A 17,573-nucleotide genomic window follows, 5' to 3' on the forward strand; every position below is an offset into this window, starting at 1 on the left:
ACTATACATTATCCTTATATTTCTCGCATAACCGCTTAACGCCCTTTTGGGATGCCGAAGGCGTTTTTGCTTGTATGAATGTAAGCAGATTACATAGCGCAGGCTTGAATAAAATTAATGAATGGGGAGGGAACGTTATGAATGAAACAGGGGCTTGCATTGTGCGAAGGGATCGGACAATTCTACTGGAATGTGCACATCCTGGTTTTGAGAAGGCAAGGAAAGAACTGGGAACCTTTGCAGAGCTCGTAAAGAGTCCTCCGGCTTATCACACTTATAGAATCACTCCATTATCATTATGGAATGCAGCAGCGCTTAATTATACAGCTGAAACGATTATTTCAAGTCTGCATCAACTCGCGCGCTGGGGTGTTCCTGCCGGGCTGGAGGATGAGATCGCAACTCTTCTCTCTAGGTATGGGAAGCTCACCCTTCACGGTCAGGAGACTTCGAATGAGCTCATTACGCTCAGGGCTGAGACAGCTGAGATTCTGAATGGACTAGTTAATGAATCAGGTCTAAAGGAGTTAGGTTTGCAGAGAATAAATCCACTAGAAAGCTCATGCCGTGCGGAGAACAGAGGGCTTTTAAAGCAAGAGCTGATGAGACTAGGCTACCCTGTACTGGATTATGCTGGTTATCATGTCGGACAAGCTCTAAGTTTGACCTGGAAGGAGTCTCACAATCACGCAAAGGATGGAGCGAAAGGTGAAGCCTTTGGACTGCGTGAATATCAGCAGGAGGCTGTCCAGATGTTTCAAGGCATAGAAGGGCAGGGAGGCAGCGGGGTAGTTGTGTTGCCTTGTGGAGCGGGTAAGACGGTAGTGGGTTTGGCCGTTCTTGAAAGTCTACAATGCGAAACACTGATCTTAACTTCAAATACAACTTCGGTAAAACAATGGGTAGATGAGCTGCTTGAGCGAACGGATTTGGCTGATGAGTCTATTGGCGAATACTCCGGTGAAAAAAGAGAAGTGCGGCCTGTTACTATAGCTACCTATCAGATATTAACGCACCGTCAATCCAAAGGCGGTCCATTTCTCCATATGAAGCTGTTCAATGAACGCAACTGGGGTTTGATTATTTATGATGAGGTTCATCTGCTTCCAGCTCCAGTATTCCGGGCTACAGCAGATATTCAGGCTACTAGAAGACTAGGTCTCACTGCAACTCTGGTTAGAGAAGACGGGAAGGAAGGGGACGTATTCTCATTGATTGGGCCTAAACGTTACGACATGCCTTGGAAGGAGCTGGAGCAGCAGGGCTGGATTGCAGAGGTAGAATGTGTCGAGATGATCGTACCGATGAGCTCTGAGCTGAGACAGAAGTATTTGTATGCGGAAGCGAAAGAGAAATTTCGTATGGCCTCATGCAATCCTGCAAAAGCTGAGGTTATAGTCGAGCTTCTAAAAGCCCACCAGGGATCATCGGTTCTGGTTATTGGACAGTATCTCGACCAATTAATTGAACTGTCGGATAAGATCGGTGCACCTCTGATTACGGGTAAAACGAAGCAGCGAGAAAGAGATGAGTTGTATGCAGCTTTTAACGAGAGAATAATACAGGTGCTTGTTGTCTCTAAAGTAGCGAATTTTGCGGTGAATTTACCAGATGCGTCGATTGCTATTGAGGTTTCAGGAGCTTTTGGATCCAGGCAGGAGGAGGCCCAGCGCTTGGGTCGAATCTTGCGTCCGAAGGCGGGTGAGAACAAAGCGTACTTCTATTCGCTGGTATCTGAAGATAGCCGGGAGCAGGAATTCGCTATGCGCCGCCGGATGTTTTTAACAGAACAGGGGTATGAATATGTCGTTAAAATGGTGCCGAACGGAAAGGAGCGAACGATCCATTGAACCAGCTATCAGCGGAAGCATTAGAGGTCTTAAAGCGATTATGTGCTGCTTACGCGGCCCAACCCTTTGACGAGGGAAAAGAAGAGCGTTGGCGTCCTTCAACGCTCTGCCGGGCAGAGCAAAAGCTTGCAATGAATGAACTGCGGCGAGCAGGGTTGTTAACTGCGAGGCATAAAATATTGGGGGAGAAGCTGTATCAGATTCCTGTTGAACAATTATTAGTGCTAGAACAAGAATTCTTCCCATACCAGCCTAAGTTTATTGAGGGTTATTCAGTGAATCTATCCATGGAGGCGGGTGCTGGACTGGCAGTAGATCTGTTTCGGGCCTTGCTGTTCATGGCTCGTGAAGGCTTGCCTTTGACCGCAAAGGGAATTATTCATAAAAAAAATTTAAATCGCTTAGCGGCTCAGCTTTCTTTTCAGGAAAAGCATTTAGCGGGGCTCTCTATGGGCACTCCTTCGAATGAAATGGATGCTCTGTCAGCGGCTCTTGTAGTAGATATCATGTTGTGTCTTGGGCTTATTACCAGACTGAAAACGGGCTATAGACTGGACAAGGATATGCTGGGACGTTGGTTGCAACTTCCTGAGACAAGAATGACTGACATCCTGTATGGGATTGTTATTCATCGTTTTGGATGCATTGGGCCTGCCGATCAGCATTTTCGCTATTTAATATCCAGCAATGCTTTTGTATCAGAGAAATGGACAGCGTTGCCTGAGCTTTTGGACTGGATGGCAGATATGAATTTAACTGGAACAGTTTCCCGGAAAGAGCTGGAACAATCAAGCTTGAACTGGCTTCGTTGTCTAACAGGCTTTGGATGGTGTGAACTGGGGAGCACGCCTGAGGGTATCCAGTGCTTTCGCTGGACTGCTGCAAAACCGAAGCTGATGTACAGTAGTGAGTCCTTCCCTGATTCTGTGGCAGAGCATTCGAATGACCAGTTTATTGTGCAGCCTGATTTTGAAGTCCTGATTCCACCGGATGTTCTCTATACTGTGCGCTGGGTTTTAGCTGAATGCGCTGAACTTCTGCAAACAGATACGATGTGGAGCTTCCGACTGACTCGTGAGATGCTAGTGCATGCATCAGAGCGAGGGAAGCCTCCAGAAGAAGCGATAGCTTGGATTAAAGATCATGCACTGGGTGGTCTGCCATCTGTGGTGGAGCTGTCTTTAGAGCAATGGGGAAAGAGCATTGGCCGAACATCACTCTCTGAAGTGATTCTGTTGACTTGTCAGACGGAGGAGGACGGAGCGGCTATTGCAGCCCACCCGCGACTGCAAGAGAGCCTTAAACGTATCGGACCGCTTCATTTCCTTGTATCTCCGGAGTCTGTGGAGCAGATGCGTAAGGAGCTGTTCTTAGCAGAATTGGCCCCTTCTAGGATGATTGGAGGACGTGAGGAAGAGGTGGATGCTGAATGGACTTCATTTCATCAAGAAGCCGAAACCGGGCAAGCGTTGTATTCACTTCCAGTACTAAATCCTGAACTAAGGCTACTCGACAGAGGGAATCCCTTTTTAAACCTACCAGTTATTTCTCCTGAGCAGGAGGAGGATATCTTATTAGGTGGAGAAAATGTGCCACAGATCTGGAGCAAGGAATGGCGCCATTATCATAGCTCAACCGCTCAGAAAGTAATGGAACAAGGGCTGAAATGGGGAATTAAGGTGCGGTTTTCCTTAAAGGACCAAATGTTAGATTTCATCCCCTCCAGAATAAAAGGGAATCCTTGGAAAGTGGCAGGGCATCTGCTGTATAACGATGGTGAAACGGTTGAGGAAATAGAGCTGACCCCTGAAGACTGGAAGGAAATGAAGTTAGTAATTCCCAAAAGGCGAAGAAATTCCTCTTCTGCTGAAGCGAGTGATTATGGTATGATAGAAAAGTCTACTGAATTCGGTAGAACATTAACGTAGAAAAGAGCTGAGTTCATGAGCGTAGCGGAATTAAATACGGTCGATATGGCTGAAGTGCTGACATACGCCTATGAATTAGGCGATATGATTAATCAATCCGCCGAAGTGTCGGATTACTTATACTGGAAAGGACGGGTTGATTCGAACCCAGAAATTCAGGCCATGGTCAAACAGCTTCAAGCCAAGAAGGAGTTGTTTGAAGAAACACAGCGATTCGGACATTTTCATCCGAACTATCATTCAGCGAAGGATGAGGTTTCGGCAGTAGAAGCGGAATTGGAGAAGTTTGAAGAGGTCGCTCGTTTTAAGCAGGCGGAGAAGACTCTTGATGACATTCTGCATTCCATGTCGGAAGCGATTGCTTTTTCAGTATCGGATAGCATTAAAGTACCAAGCAATGATCCTTCCCCTAAAGGTGGATGCGGTAGCGGGGGAAAATGCTCCTGCGGATAAGCTTCCCTTAGGATTTAGAGAGAGAAAGGCGGTTTAGCTTATGTTTGCGGAACGGACAGGATACATCATTTGGGTAAGTGACGTTAAAGCGGCACGTAACCTTGAGAAATACGGAACATTACATTATGTTTCTCGGAAAATGCATTATGCAGTGATGTATGTAAATGCAGAACGTGCCGAGGAAGTTATGAAGAATGTCCGCAGACTCTCCTACGTTCGTAAGATCGAAAGATCCTATCGAAACGAAATTAAGACAGAGTATACCAGTAATGGGCCGGACAAGTCCCGTAATTACGGTATGTAATTCTTGGAGGTGAACAGGTGCTTAAGTAGCACCTGTTTTTTTATGCGCAGCTCTCGGGTAACCGCGGTTTCTTCCGTGCTCTGGAACTTGTACAACTTTCAGCAATGAGGTAAGATGACAACATTAAGTACATACAAAGACCCTTATGGTGGAGTGTGATGATGATGCGCAACAAAGGGACGGATTGGCCCAGTTCTTACGAGCCCTTCCACATCATGCTGAACGACTACAGGGTCGCTGACATCGTTATAACAAATCATGCGAAGAGTCGTTATTTGGACCGGATCGGTAAAGGTGTAAGCGATGACGAAGAGGTCGCCGCATGGATGTGGCAGTGCCTGATGCAGAATCGGCTCAAGCCCTTTTCAGACAGTGATTTTAACGCGTATTTAATTGACGATGACTCTGTAGTAATCGCTGAGTTCACGGAATTGATAGGTGAAAAAGATATTTCAGGTCAGCCATTATATTCTATGATCATCGTTTCGTTTCTTGGTAGAATCTCTGCGACTCCACAGTTGAGAGATTTAAAAACTTACTTTTCGCTGCTGCGCAATTCCCGCCGCACTAAGCTAACGAAGAAGAAGCGTAAACGTAAATAGTGTATAAAGAACGAACAGGAGGCATGCGGCGGTGGCTGCATGTCCTTTTTGAAAATAAGAATATATAAGCTTCATATCGTACATAATCCCTTACTTAAGTTTCTTTTATAGACAGCACAAGGAGTTGCAGAGCATGAACTTTCATCAATTACATATTTTTTATACTGTCTTAGAGCGAGGAAGCTTCTCGGCAGCGGCACAGACATTACATATGACTCAACCAGCAGTGACCATGCAAGTACAGGCGCTAGAGGATTATTTTGGAACCAAGCTCTTCAATCGTTCTACCAAAAAAATCATGCTCTCCGAAGCAGGTCATACGTTAATGCCATACGCGCTGCGCAGTATCCAATTGATGCGGGAGACGGATCAAGCGATGTCGGCGTTTACGCATATGTTGGAAGGGCGCTTGCAGCTTGGGGCAAGCCTTACCATTGGGGAGTATGTGCTGCCACGGCTCTTAGGTCCTTTTGGAAAGCAATATCCGAACATTTCAATCATGATGAAGGTCATGAATACCTCGCAAATTATGGAGGAAATCCTAAAACATCAGTTGAATTTTGGTTTAATTGAAGCGTCGGTAACACATCCTGATATGGTGATTGAGCCGGTGATGGGGGATGAATTGAAGTTGATTGTGCCCTATGATCATCCGCTTGCAGAGCAGCAAGAGGTCACTTTGGAGGAGGTGCTTCAGCACCCTTTTGTTCTGCGTGAGCAGGGCTCAGGAACGCGGCGTGTGATGGAAGAGCAGCTGTTCTCGAAGGGGCTTGATCCGGGATCGATGAAAATAGTGATGGAGCTTGGTAGTACGGGTGCTGTGAAGTCGGCAGTGGAGGCGGGTCTTGGGGTTACTATTATCTCGACTTCTTCTGTTAAACATGAGGTTGCGCTTGGACTACTGAAAATCGTGAATATCTCGGATGCCTCATTTAAAAGACAATTCTACGCCATTCATCTAAAATCGACACTGCTGCCAATTTCTGCAGTGACGTTCTTGACTTTTTTGCGCGAGCATTCGAATGATAACTAAAGCAATATGACCAGAGGCAGGAAACTTAGAAACTAGCGATAGAGGTGATAGAAATGGAGAATGAAACTAGACTGGATGAACTGAAGGGCGACAGACCGGAGAATATTGACGCCTCACGATGCGATCTTCACACGCATACTCAAGCCTCTGATGGCATGCAGCCACCGGAGGAAAATGTACGTCTCGCTAAAGAGAAGGGACTAATCGCAGTTGCCATTACGGATCATGATACTGTGGCTGGTGTGAAGGAAGCTCTCGAAGCAGGAGAGAAGTACGGAATCACTGTTGTACCGGGTGTAGAGATCAGCACTCGTGCTGGAGGAAAAGATATTCACGTCCTTGGATACTACATAGATCCAGCAAATGAGTTGTTTCTTTCCCGTTTGGAAGGGCTAAGAGAAACCCGGGCACTAAGGAATGATGCGATCCTCTCAAAATTACGTGGGCTTGGGATTGAAATTACGCTTGAGGCAGTTGTCGCGGGAATTGGACGGGAACTGAAGCCTGATGAGAGTATTGGTCGACCACATATTGCTGATGAGCTGGTTCGTCTTGGAGCAGCTACGGATATGAGAGATGCGTTCAATAAGTATTTAGCCGAAGGTGCAGCGGCTTACGTGTCACCCCCACGAATCACGCCCGAGGAAGCCTGTGATTGGATTATCGAGGCGGGTGGGTCTCCAGTATTGGCACATCCAGGCCTATATGGTGACGACCAGTTAGTACGAGGGATTATGGAGCGGGAGGCTTTTAAAGGGATTGAGGTTTATCATTCGGATCACGAACCCGCTGATTCAGAGCGTTACCTAACCATGGCTGAAGAATTCAGCTTAATTATAACCGGTGGCTCGGATTTTCATGGTGCCCGCCAAGGTGTTGTATTCCATGGAGATATCGGTAGTGTTACGGTTTCTGTTGAAGCTCTGGAACAGTTGAAGAAGGTTGCTGGCATGTTACGTCAAAACTAAGTTCAATCAGTTGAACATAATATACTGAAAAACGAAAACCGGCTGTCATCCACAAATGGACGACAGCCGGTTCTTTTTGTTATTTAGCTTCTCAGCGTATTTGGAAGACTCTTAATGCGATTTTCATCTGGAGTGACAAACAATGTTTTCTGATGATCATAGATCACAAATCCGGGTTTCGAGCCACTCGGTTTGCGGACATGGCGGATCAGTGTGCAGTCTACAGGCACACTGCTTGACTGCTTCGCCTGACTGTAATAAGCGGCAAGCTGGGCGGCTTCTTCCAGTGTGGCATCTCCAAATTCCTCACTACGGATGACAACGTGAGAACCAGGAATATCCTTGGTATGCAGCCAAGTGTCATTAGGTGAAGCCAGTCGATTAGTGACGTATTCGTTCTGTAAATTATTTTTTCCGACATAAATGTCGATGCCTTCAGACGAGGTGAAGACCTGCAATGTAGGTCTGGTTGCTTTTTTCTTTTTCTTGCCTTTTTTGCTTCGGTCGCGAAGATATCCTTGACTTACAAGCTCGTCGCGGATCTCTTCAATGTCATTCAATGAGGCATGGGCAAGCTGTTGAAGTAAACTTTCCATGTAGGATATTTCCTCATGGGTCTTAATCAGCTGCTCATTAATGACAAGGAGGCTGTTTTTATATTTGTTGTACTTTTTAAAATAACGTTGTGCATTATCCGATGGGCTTAATAAAGGGTCGAGTGGGATGACCATTTCTGCCTGATTTTCGTCATAATAGTTGACCAAAGAGGCTTCTTTATCTCCTTTGGACACGGCATGTAAGGACGCGAATAGCAATTCACCCCAAATACGATAGCGATCTGCGTCTTGCGCTTCGTCTAGATCCTTCTGTAGATTGGCAAGCTTCTTAACGTTTTTGCTACGTTCGTTGCTCAGGAAACGGATCAAATCACTTACCCGTTGCTTCACCGTATCACGTTCAGCTTTATCCCCGTAATAATCCTCCATGCACTCACTAATCGTGTTATATTGCTTCGCATTCTCACCCAATAGAGATAACGGAATCGCGGAAAAAATCATTTTCCCTTTCGTATTCGCACCTGAAATAGGAGAGAATTCGCAATTATGGACAGGTCCCATTACAGACTGGAAGGCGTCCCATAACTTTGTTGGAAATTCTGGTGCAGATCCCTGTGTATCACCTATCGCAAGGTCATTTCTGAGACGAAGAGCAATCTCTCCGGCAACAAGTGGACTCATTCCGCTGAAGGCATGCACCATCCAGCCTACCGGGTCAGCTGATGGGGAAGGACCGCCTGAGCCGTCAGGTTTCTGTTCAACCTCTTCTTTTGTAATCAGGTTGGCGAGCTCACCTTCAATGATTTCTTCCGGTTCGGCCTCCTTCTCATCTTCTTCCAGTAGAGCGGATTCTTCAGCAGCTGAGATCAAATTGAGAAATCGTTCTTTATCGATCTCCAGAGGGTTCAGCTTGTGTTGCTGAGGAGGCTCTGTGTAAGCGACACCGGGCATTACGATCCGGTAGCTGCTGATTGATGGAGTAACATGATGAATGCCGTCTATGATCGTTCCTGTGCTGAGCTCAGTAAGGATGATATTACTATGCCGTCCCATGAGCTCTATGATGATCTTTTTGGCAGAAACGTCTCCAAGCTCATCTCTAGTCTTAACATTTATGTGAATAATTCGTTCCATGCCTACCTGAGTGATACTCTCAATAGCCCCACCTTCACAATGCTTACGCATGAGCATGCAGAACATAGGTGCTTCTGATGGGTTTATGCTGCTTCTTTCTGTAAGATGCAGACGCGGATATGTCGGATTAGCAGAGAGCAATAGCTTGCCGCCGCCACCGGCACCCCGCAGGTTGAAGATAAGATCGTGATTGCTCGGTTGATATATTTTGCCTATACGCGCACCGATGAATGATTGCAGTTCGTGCACGATAGCTCGGGTAACAATGCCGTCTAATGCCATGATAAAGCTCTCCTGTCGACGTGAATTGAATTTCTGAAAATATAAGAAAGTATAAGTTTCACATCATACTTTATATCTTATATTTCTTGTTTAAACGCTTACCGCCCTTATAAGAACACCGAAGACGTTTAAGCTTACCTCTCTATGATGCCATACTTTGGGACATTCGCGCAAAAGGGGAATTGGTTAGGCGGTGATATTATTGGACGACCTTGAATACACTTGGTCATGAACAGGTGGAAAAGCTGTGCGCCGCCGGAAGTCAAGAAACGACCGGGAGGGAAAGAAAAGTCATGGAACAAAACAGTTGGCACCGGCTCGGTGCAGAAGAGCTGCAGAAAATGTTCAATGTCCATCCGAGGACGGGCCTCAGTGGAGAGGATGCCGCGGAGCGACGGAAGCAAAATGGGTATAACGAGCTGTCCGAAGGAAAGACCGTATCCCCGTTTACCCTGCTGTTGAACCAGTTTAAGGATTTCATGGTGCTTGTGCTTATGGGTGCGACGCTCGTATCCGGTTTGCTTGGCGAATATTTGGATGCCATCACGATCATCGCGATTATCCTTTTAAACGGAGCCCTTGGGTTTGTTCAAGAGTTCCGCGCCGAACGTTCGCTAAGAGCTTTAAAACAGCTCTCCGCACCTTCTGCCAAAGTACTGCGTGGGGGGAACAGCGAGGTTATTCCAGCAAAGATGTTAGTACCAGGTGATATTGTCTTGCTGGAGAGTGGTGATCGAATACCCGCGGATATTCGATGGCTGGATTGCAGTTCTCTATATGTGGAGGAATCCGCGCTAACTGGGGAATCACTGCCTGTCTCGAAGCATTCGGATGTGATCCGCGCGGAGGAGATTCCGCTCGGCGATCAGAAGAATCTTGGGTTCATGGGCACAATGGTAACCAGGGGTACTGGTAAAGCAATCGTAATTCGTACGGGTATGGACACAGAGATGGGTAAGATTGCAGACCTGATCCAGAATACAGAATCTCAGGAGACTCCCCTTCAGCATCGTCTCGAGCAGTTAGGAAAAATTTTGATCTATGTATCACTAGGTTTAACTATTGTAGTTGTAGCAGCCGGTATTTTACATGGACAGCCTGCCACAGCAATGTTCTTGGCCGGGGTAAGCTTGGCGGTCGCTGCGATTCCGGAAGGGCTTCCGGCCATTGTAACCATCGCACTTGCGCTGGGCGTGCAGAGGATGATCAAACGAAAGGCTATCGTTCGTAAGTTACCTTCAGTGGAAACCTTGGGCTGCGCATCCGTCATCTGTTCGGACAAGACGGGTACATTGACTCAGAATAAAATGACGGTGACCAGATTATGGACGGGCGGACGTGGCCTTGAAGTAACAGGTGAAGGTTATGCTCCGAACGGACAGGTTCTGGAGAAAGGTAAACCGGTAGATCTCAAAAATGATCAAAGTTTAAGACGGATGCTACAGGTGGGTGCTTTGTGCAGTAATGCGGAGATTATTGAGACCTTTCCGACCGAAGTGCGAGGTAAGCGTAAAGGGAAGGATAAGGGCATTGTAGTTGATAAATCTTCTGACAGCTCATCGATCTGGGAACTCAAAGGAGATCCAACGGAAGGAGCTCTAGTAGCGCTTTCAGGGAAGATGGGTTTGACCGCCCAGACGCTAGCCGTAACCTACTCCCGTGAGAAGGAATTTCCTTTTGATTCCGAGCGGAAGTTAATGTCAGTTATTATTGGTCATCCCGGAGGACGGATGGTATGTACGAAAGGCGCGCCTGATGTGCTGCTTAATCGCTGTTCGTATATGCTCTGGGAGGGCGGTGTCGTGCCTTTAACGCCAACATTGCGGCAGAAAGTACTTGATGCCAATGAGCAAATGGCTTCAGGTGCACTTCGTGTCCTAGGTATGGCTTATCGTGATATGCGTCCAAGTGAACATGTGGATAGTGAAAAGGATGCGGAGTGCCAACTTGTCTTTATCGGATTGGCTGGAATGATTGATCCGCCACGGCGTGAAGTTCGCGATGCCATTAGCGTCACACGCCGAGCAGGAATTAAGACTGTGATGATTACTGGGGACCACGGAACGACTGCAGAGGCCATTGCTCACCAATTAGGAATTCTGCAACGTGGGGGCACAGTATTAACAGGGGCTCAACTGACTCGGATGGATGATGATGAGCTGGATAAAGTATCGGATAATGTGTACGTATTCGCCCGCGTATCTCCAGAGCATAAGCTTCGTATCGTGAAGTCTTTGCAGCGCCGTGGTCATGTTGTGGCTATGACCGGAGACGGAGTCAATGATGCTCCAGCCATCAAAGCGGCAGATATAGGAATATCTATGGGGATCACCGGAACAGATGTGACCAAGGAAGCATCTTCATTAGTGCTAGGGGATGACAACTTCTCAACCATTGTTGCTGCCATTGAAGAGGGTAGAAACATCTATGAGAACATTCGTAAATTCATTCGATACCTGCTCGCATCAAATGTAGGGGAAATCTTGACCATGTTCTTTGCCATGATGCTCGGTCTGCCTCTGCCATTAGTGCCTATTCAAATTTTATGGGTCAACTTGGTGACAGACGGACTGCCAGCGATGGCGCTTGGTGTTGACCAGCCTGAGAAGGACTTAATGGAGCATAAGCCGCGTGGTGCAAAGGAAAATATTTTTGCCCGTCGTTTAGGGTGGAAGATCATAAGCCGTGGATTTTTAATCGGTTTATGTACGTTAGGAGCATTTTGGCTAACCTTACGTGTAGCACCAGAGAATCCAGCGCAGCTGATTCGAGCACAATCTGTAGCTTTTGCAACACTCGTTATGGCTCAGTTGATTCATGTCTTTGATTGCCGCAGTTCTCGTTCGGTGTTCCATCGAAATCCATTCCAGAATAAGTACCTAGTTCTTGCTGTATTGTCATCCGTGATTTTGATGCTGGCTGTTATGTATATTCCATTTCTCCAGCCCGTCTTCAAAACAGTCCCGCTTAATTTCCGTGAATGGTGTCTAGTATTTGTAACAGCGGGGATTCCGACCTTCTTGATGGGTGCTGGCAGTGTTTGGGGCGGTAAACGTAATCGTGGTCGTAGTGGTAGTAATTCGATGATAAAAAGTACAAAAATTTCGGCATAAAGTTAATAGTAACGCTCCATTCCTAAAGGTATACTTGTTGCAGTTAACAGCTCGTATCTAACTTAACATAACCTTTAGGAGTGGACTTTCAATGGAATTCACAAAAATGCACGGCCTAGGCAATGACTTCATCGTAGTTTTCGGCGAGCAAGAGCTACCAAGTAATGCAGCGGATCTTGCTGTAACGTTATGCAATCGATTCTTCGGAATTGGTGCGGACGGACTTGTATACATCCTTCCGTCTGAACGCGGCGATTACATGATGCGCATTATGAATTCTGATGGCTCGGAAGCAGAGCAGTGCGGAAATGCCATTCGCTGTGTATCCAAATATGTCTACGATCATGGCCTGGTAAACTCCGAGCAGATTGTTATTGAAACGATTGGTGCCGGAGAACAAAAGGTTACCTTGAATGTAAAAGACGGTGTAGTGGAAACTGTAACGGTTGATATGGGTGAACCTGTATTGTCCGGTCTTCAAATTCCGGTAGCTATTGATGCAGAACCCGTGCTCTCAGAGCGGATTGAATCGGATGGAACCGAATTTAAGTTTACTGCAGTATCTATGGGTAATCCTCATTGCGTTATCTATGTAGAAGATGCAGTTTCTTTCGATCTTGCGACATGGGGACCTAAGCTAGAGGTACATCCATTGTTCCCGAGAAAGGTAAACGTCGAGTTCGCGACGGTTCTGGATCGAGGCAGAGTAGATATGCGGGTATGGGAACGCGGAGCTGGACCAACACTTGCTTGTGGGACTGGAGCTTGCGCAACTTTAGTGTCTTCTGTGCTCAATGGTCTGACAGACCGGGCGGCTTGGATTAGTCTAAAGGGTGGCGATCTCTATATTGAATGGAACGAAGAGGATAATCATGTGTATATGACAGGTCCTGCCGAGGTTGCATTCACAGGCAGTGTAGACATTTAGAAAAACACTTAAAAAGGCAGCCTAAGAGTAATCTCTTGGGCTGTCTTTTTGTGTTTCCACATCCTTGCGACTTTATGTAGCCGAATAATGGAAGGGATAACCGAGAATAATACCCCTAAGATTGAAAAAAAGGGGGAACCTTGTTGAACATAAACGGGATAAACAGAAGAAACAAATCCGCTAAGGAACAACAAGGAGCCTCAGGTCATGAAGATACTCGAATTCCGAGGCTTACCGATGATTTGGACCAAACGCTCGACCAAATAGATAATGAGTTGGGTCATAGTCCGGATCTCAAAATTCGTCAGGTAAAGATCGGAGGTGAGAGCTCCTTTCAAGCAGCAGCGATTCATCTTAATGGTCTTGTCAACAAGGAAACGGTCGATGAATTCGTAATCGGTTCGTTACTCGGAATCACAGACGAAATGCTCAAAGAGAACATCTCTGCAACAAATGATCTTAAGGAATTCGTATTGAACCGTGCTTTGGAAATAGGTCAAGCACAGCTGCAAGAGGAGTGGAATGAGGTTCTACTGGCGATCCTTTCTGGCAAAACGGTCATTCTGATTGAAGGTTATGACAGTGCAATTGTGTGTGAGACCGAGGGAGGAGAAGCTCGCTCCGTCAGCGAACCATCCACCCAGCTAGTCGTGCGAGGCCCAAAGGATAGTTTTGTTGAATCTGTAGCTACGAACATTTCCTTGATTCGGAGAAGAATTAAGTCTTCTAAGCTAAGACTAGAACATTTAAAGATCGGAAAGGTAACTCACACAGATGTGGCCCTCATGTACATTAAAGACAATGCAGACGAGAAGTTGGTAGAAGAGGTGAGAAATCGGCTACAACAGATTAATGTCGATGCCATCATGGAATCAGGTTATATCGAAGAGCTGATTCAGGATAAAACCTTCACACCTTTTCCAACCATTAATAATAGTGAACGGCCTGACGTTGCAGCGACGAACCTATTAGAGGGTAGGGTTGTGATCATTATAGATGGCACCCCGTTTGTATTGATTTTGCCTGCGGTATTTACACTGTTTTTTCAGTCTGCCTCGGATTATGCTCAAAGGTTCGATATTACAATTCTCATGCGTCTTGTTCGATATATCAGTTTTATTGTACTAATTCTTGGGCCTTCCGTTTATATAGCGTTAACCACTTACCATTATGAGATGATTCCTACAACCCTGTTAATCAATCTATTATCACAACGTGAAAATGTACCTTTTCCTGCTTTTGTGGAGGCACTCCTGATGGAGGGAGCGTTCGAGATCATTAGAGAAGCTGGAGTAAGGATGCCGCGTGCAGTGGGACAGACTGTATCCGTTGTAGGGGCGCTTATTTTGGGTCAGGCAGTAGTGGAAGCAGGAATTATCACACCGGTTATGGTTATTGTAGTAGCGCTGACAGGGATTGCGAGCTTTGCTATACCTGCGTATAACATGGCGATATCAGGAAGAATTATCCGTTTCGGATTTTTAGTACTGGCCGGTATGTTTGGTTTTTATGGGATTACTTTAGGCTTAATTGTTTTGCTTGCACATATGAATAGTCTGCGTTCATTCGGTGTCCCTTATCTATCCCCTATTGTGCCTATATCCTCACATGGTCAAAAAGATGCGTTCTTAAGACTGCCCTTATGGGCTTTGAGAACGGAGCGAGTTTCTACAACAAAGAGGCAAGAAGGCATTTCGGAAGGAAAGAAGATCTCAACAGGACATGAACAGAATGTTTCTCCTAAAATCCTTGAAAAATCTACTGGGGCAGAGCATCCAAAAAAAGGAGCGCAGGATGAAGAGTAATCGCACTATTTTTATTGGGGTTGTCCTGCTATGTTTATTGATATTTCTCAGTCTTACAGGCTGCTGGGACAGTGTGGAGTTAAATAGAAGGGCAATCGTTTCTGGAGTGGCTATTGATAGAGGTCCTACAGATGAGGAAAAATATGTATTATCTTTTCAGATTATAATTGCTGACGAAATCTCTGGCGAGAACGCCAGAGGTACTTCGCCAGTCGTAGTATATAAAGGCAGTGGACGTACAATGTTTGAAGCGTTGGCTAATGCCTCGCGTCAGACTGCGCGTTTCTTGTCCTTAGGACATATCCGAGTGATCGTTATTTCGGAGAAGTTTGCTCGCGAAGGTATCAAAGATATGATGGATGTCCTAGAAAGAGAGAGTGAAACTAGGCTAAGCAGTTTTATTTTTATATCAAAGGGACAGCCGGCGGTAGATAGTATGACGACCATGACTACGTTTGGCAAAATACCCGCCAATGATCTAGTGGAGAAGCTGCAGACGACCTCTAAACAGTATGGATATAATTACCGGATGGAAGTAGACGATATAATTCGTGGTATTCAAATTCCAGGTGGTGGGCCTATCGTCAATGGGGTAATGGTAACAGGCGAATTGGACAAAAAAGATAATAACGACAGTTTGAAAAATATAGATCCTGAGGCCATTCTTAGAGTTACAGACTTCGCTGCATTTAAAGAGGACAAGCTGAAAGGCTGGCTACGAGGTGATGAAGCTATAGGCACTGCCCTGCTAAAGAATAAAATTACACAAATTCCAGTAGTGGTTTCGATTGGTGAGGATGAATATGTAGCGTTCATCGTGTATTTATCTCAGGTACATATTCATGCTGATGCGAAGGACGCGGAGCATCCGGTAATCACAATAAATATCACTGAGCAGGCAGGTTTAAAAGAATCGCCTAATGCTTTGGATTTGACAGATCCCAAGGTCTTAAATAATCTTTCGGAACTTCTAGAACAGAGTATCAATGATAAGTTACATGCAGCTGTCTCAGCAGCTCGTTCGTTAAAAAGCGATTATCTTGGATTTGGTGAAGTTGTAGAACGAGAGAATCCGCGGGGGTGGAAGCAAGTAAAAGATCATTGGGATAGCATATTTGCAACCTGTGAGATCAAGTTTAATGTGGATATAGTTATTCGGCATACCGACATGCGGAGTGATTCCTTTCAGTCCAAAAAGAAATGATAATTTAGGAGGGCAGCTATGGGAAATATAAAAATAGGACTACTTCAATTTTTCACCCTGACAGTGTTGTTTGAACTAGGGACGGCGCTGGTAGTGAATCTTGGAATGGAGTCTGATAAGGATGCTTGGATTTCCATATTGCTGGGGAATTTGATAGGATTAATTGTTTTTGCAGGATATGCCTATCTTTATAGAAAGTTTCCGAATCTGCCCCTTACGGCATATATCCGGCAACTATTTGGTAAATATGTGGGTTCGTTGATATCCATAGCTTATATCGTGATATTTCTTAATTTGGCTGGTCGTGATCTGCGAGATGGTAGCTCTATGCTAGTTATGGCTACTATGCACAGGACGCCGTTATTCATTGTAGCGATGTTAATGGTATTATCTAGTGCTTATGTATTGCATAAAGGAGTAGAAGTGCTGTCCCGAACTTCGTTGGTGTTTGCGGTGATTGTGATATTAATCGGTTTATTTTGTTCGAGCATGTTAATGTTCTCGGGCTCCATTAATTTGAACCGTTTGCTCCCTGTTTTTGAGAATGGAATTAAGCCAATTGTTTCTTCTGTTTTACATCAAAACTACATTTTCCCTTTTGGTGAAATGATCTGTTTTACTATGCTTATGCCCTATCTGAATAACGTTAAAAAAGGTCCTTGGGTAATCGCAGCGGGCATATTTGTATCAGGTATACTGTTAAGTATGACCATGGCCTTAAATATATCGGTGCTTGGTACAGATATTGTCAGGCGTTCTCCGTTCCCCTTAATGCCTACGATCAGTAAGATCTCTATCTCCGATTTTATTCAACGTGTAGATATTCTAATTGTCATGGTGCTAATAATCGGTGTTTTTTTCAAATTGTCTGTTTTTTTTGCAGCAGCACTTATTGGGATTTCAGAATTGTTCAAGATTCCTTACCGAAGAATGGTGTATCCGGTAGCTCTAATAATCCTGTTCAGTTCGATGCTGAATGCCCGAAGCTTCACAGAACATATTGAAGAGGGAGGGAAACTGCTATACACGGTCTTTCCCTTCTTTATGGTGTTGATTCCATTGCTCCTAATTATTATTACAGCGATAAGAAGTCACAGTTCCCCTCCTCGTTCTGGTTGATGCCCCGTCTTCCAGGCTAGGATATCGGGAATAATCAGGCATAGCAATAAAATACAAGCAGCGACTTTCTCAGAGGGGGTATATAGCAAGTAATTTAGAATATAACCGATATTGCCCAGACCATATCCGTACATCCAATCTCCCAAATACAGAAATAATAAGCAGAGAATGCATAAGAGTAGAATTACCGTGTATTTTCGGATCAGAAACTTTCTTGTTTTTTTCTTCACTTAAATACCCCTTTTATTGTTTTTAACGTTAGTATGAGGCTTTTAATACTTGATCATTCATAC

General features: G+C 45.3%; 14 protein-coding genes. 12 read left to right on the forward strand and 2 right to left on the reverse strand.

The features are described 5' to 3' along the window. Positions 1-137: 137 nt before the first annotated feature. The 7 genes from NYE25_RS02010 (at position 138) to NYE25_RS02040 (ending at position 7,138) form a co-directional block, all read left to right on the forward strand. The gene (locus NYE25_RS02010; protein ID WP_341144985.1) at positions 138-1,850 is read left to right on the forward strand and encodes a DNA repair helicase XPB; all 1,713 of its coding nucleotides are present in this window, start codon (positions 138-140) and stop codon (positions 1,848-1,850) included. Then, positions 1,847-3,778, forward strand: coding sequence for a helicase-associated domain-containing protein (locus NYE25_RS02015; protein WP_341144986.1), 1,932 nt, complete (start codon positions 1,847-1,849; stop codon positions 3,776-3,778). The genes NYE25_RS02010 and NYE25_RS02015 overlap by 4 nt, the downstream gene beginning before the upstream one ends. A 15-nt stretch (positions 3,779-3,793) precedes the next feature. Continuing rightward, complete coding sequence (locus NYE25_RS02020) at positions 3,794-4,231, forward strand: YlbF family regulator (RefSeq protein WP_076282926.1); 438 nt, start codon at positions 3,794-3,796, stop codon at positions 4,229-4,231. A 40-nt stretch (positions 4,232-4,271) separates the two neighbouring features. Continuing rightward, positions 4,272-4,535: a YlbG family protein gene (locus NYE25_RS02025; protein ID WP_042126853.1), complete on the forward strand. Its 264-nt coding sequence runs from the start codon at positions 4,272-4,274 to the stop codon at positions 4,533-4,535. Positions 4,536-4,699: 164 nt separating this feature from the next. Then, the gene (locus NYE25_RS02030) at positions 4,700-5,137 is read left to right on the forward strand and encodes a hypothetical protein (protein WP_076283371.1); all 438 of its coding nucleotides are present in this window, start codon (positions 4,700-4,702) and stop codon (positions 5,135-5,137) included. Between the two features lie 133 nt (positions 5,138-5,270). Continuing rightward, positions 5,271-6,170: a selenium metabolism-associated LysR family transcriptional regulator gene (locus tag NYE25_RS02035; RefSeq protein WP_076282925.1), complete on the forward strand. Its 900-nt coding sequence runs from the start codon at positions 5,271-5,273 to the stop codon at positions 6,168-6,170. 53 nt (positions 6,171-6,223) lie between these two features. Beyond that, positions 6,224-7,138 carry a PHP domain-containing protein gene (locus NYE25_RS02040; RefSeq protein ID WP_341144987.1) on the forward strand — a complete coding sequence of 305 codons (915 nt, stop codon included), beginning with the start codon at positions 6,224-6,226 and terminating at the stop codon, positions 7,136-7,138. 83 nt (positions 7,139-7,221) lie between these two features. Here NYE25_RS02040 and NYE25_RS02045 read toward each other — a convergent pair whose 3' ends face one another. Then, on the reverse strand, positions 7,222-9,111 hold the full coding sequence (locus tag NYE25_RS02045; RefSeq protein WP_076282924.1) for an Rqc2 family fibronectin-binding protein: 1,890 nt from the start codon (positions 9,109-9,111) through the stop codon (positions 7,222-7,224). A 293-nt stretch (positions 9,112-9,404) separates the two neighbouring features. Between NYE25_RS02045 and NYE25_RS02050 the strand changes: the two genes are divergently transcribed. From NYE25_RS02050 to NYE25_RS02070, 5 genes are all read left to right on the forward strand, one after another. Continuing rightward, positions 9,405-12,224 carry a calcium-translocating P-type ATPase, SERCA-type gene (locus NYE25_RS02050; protein ID WP_076282923.1) on the forward strand — a complete coding sequence of 940 codons (2,820 nt, stop codon included), beginning with the start codon at positions 9,405-9,407 and terminating at the stop codon, positions 12,222-12,224. Between the two features lie 91 nt (positions 12,225-12,315). Continuing rightward, positions 12,316-13,152, forward strand: coding sequence for a diaminopimelate epimerase (gene dapF / locus NYE25_RS02055; RefSeq protein WP_076282922.1), 837 nt, complete (start codon positions 12,316-12,318; stop codon positions 13,150-13,152). A gap of 140 nt (positions 13,153-13,292) precedes the next feature. Beyond that, on the forward strand, positions 13,293-14,957 hold the full coding sequence (locus NYE25_RS02060) for a spore germination protein (protein WP_445667112.1): 1,665 nt from the start codon (positions 13,293-13,295) through the stop codon (positions 14,955-14,957). Next, on the forward strand, positions 14,947-16,161 hold the full coding sequence (locus NYE25_RS02065) for a Ger(x)C family spore germination protein (protein WP_076282920.1): 1,215 nt from the start codon (positions 14,947-14,949) through the stop codon (positions 16,159-16,161). The genes NYE25_RS02060 and NYE25_RS02065 overlap by 11 nt, the downstream gene beginning before the upstream one ends. A gap of 18 nt (positions 16,162-16,179) precedes the next feature. After that, positions 16,180-17,280, forward strand: coding sequence for a GerAB/ArcD/ProY family transporter (locus tag NYE25_RS02070; protein ID WP_076299456.1), 1,101 nt, complete (start codon positions 16,180-16,182; stop codon positions 17,278-17,280). Here the strand turns inward: NYE25_RS02070 and NYE25_RS02075 are convergent. Continuing rightward, positions 17,253-17,510 carry a hypothetical protein gene (locus tag NYE25_RS02075; protein ID WP_143759425.1) on the reverse strand — a complete coding sequence of 86 codons (258 nt, stop codon included), beginning with the start codon at positions 17,508-17,510 and terminating at the stop codon, positions 17,253-17,255. The genes NYE25_RS02070 and NYE25_RS02075 overlap by 28 nt on opposite strands. Between the last annotated feature and the right edge of the window lie 63 nt (positions 17,511-17,573).

This window comes from Paenibacillus sp. FSL E2-8871, from assembly GCF_038000345.1.
Classification (GTDB): Bacteria; Bacillota; Bacilli; order Paenibacillales; family Paenibacillaceae; genus Paenibacillus_AQ.

Excerpts from the sequence above, each read along its gene's own strand:
- NYE25_RS02010 (WP_341144985.1), top strand. The coding sequence starts at position 138 with ATGAATGAAACAGGGGCTTGCATTGTGCGAAGGGATCGGACAATTCTA.
- NYE25_RS02020 (WP_076282926.1), top strand. The coding sequence starts at position 3,794 with ATGAGCGTAGCGGAATTAAATACGGTCGATATGGCTGAAGTGCTGACA.
- NYE25_RS02025 (WP_042126853.1), top strand. The coding sequence starts at position 4,272 with ATGTTTGCGGAACGGACAGGATACATCATTTGGGTAAGTGACGTTAAA.
- NYE25_RS02030 (WP_076283371.1), top strand. The coding sequence starts at position 4,700 with ATGCGCAACAAAGGGACGGATTGGCCCAGTTCTTACGAGCCCTTCCAC.
- NYE25_RS02035 (WP_076282925.1), top strand. The coding sequence starts at position 5,271 with ATGAACTTTCATCAATTACATATTTTTTATACTGTCTTAGAGCGAGGA.
- NYE25_RS02040 (WP_341144987.1), top strand. The coding sequence starts at position 6,224 with ATGGAGAATGAAACTAGACTGGATGAACTGAAGGGCGACAGACCGGAG.
- NYE25_RS02045 (WP_076282924.1), bottom strand. The coding sequence starts at position 9,111 with ATGGCATTAGACGGCATTGTTACCCGAGCTATCGTGCACGAACTGCAA.
- NYE25_RS02050 (WP_076282923.1), top strand. The coding sequence starts at position 9,405 with ATGGAACAAAACAGTTGGCACCGGCTCGGTGCAGAAGAGCTGCAGAAA.
- dapF (WP_076282922.1), top strand. The coding sequence starts at position 12,316 with ATGGAATTCACAAAAATGCACGGCCTAGGCAATGACTTCATCGTAGTT.
- NYE25_RS02065 (WP_076282920.1), top strand. The coding sequence starts at position 14,947 with ATGAAGAGTAATCGCACTATTTTTATTGGGGTTGTCCTGCTATGTTTA.
- NYE25_RS02070 (WP_076299456.1), top strand. The coding sequence starts at position 16,180 with ATGGGAAATATAAAAATAGGACTACTTCAATTTTTCACCCTGACAGTG.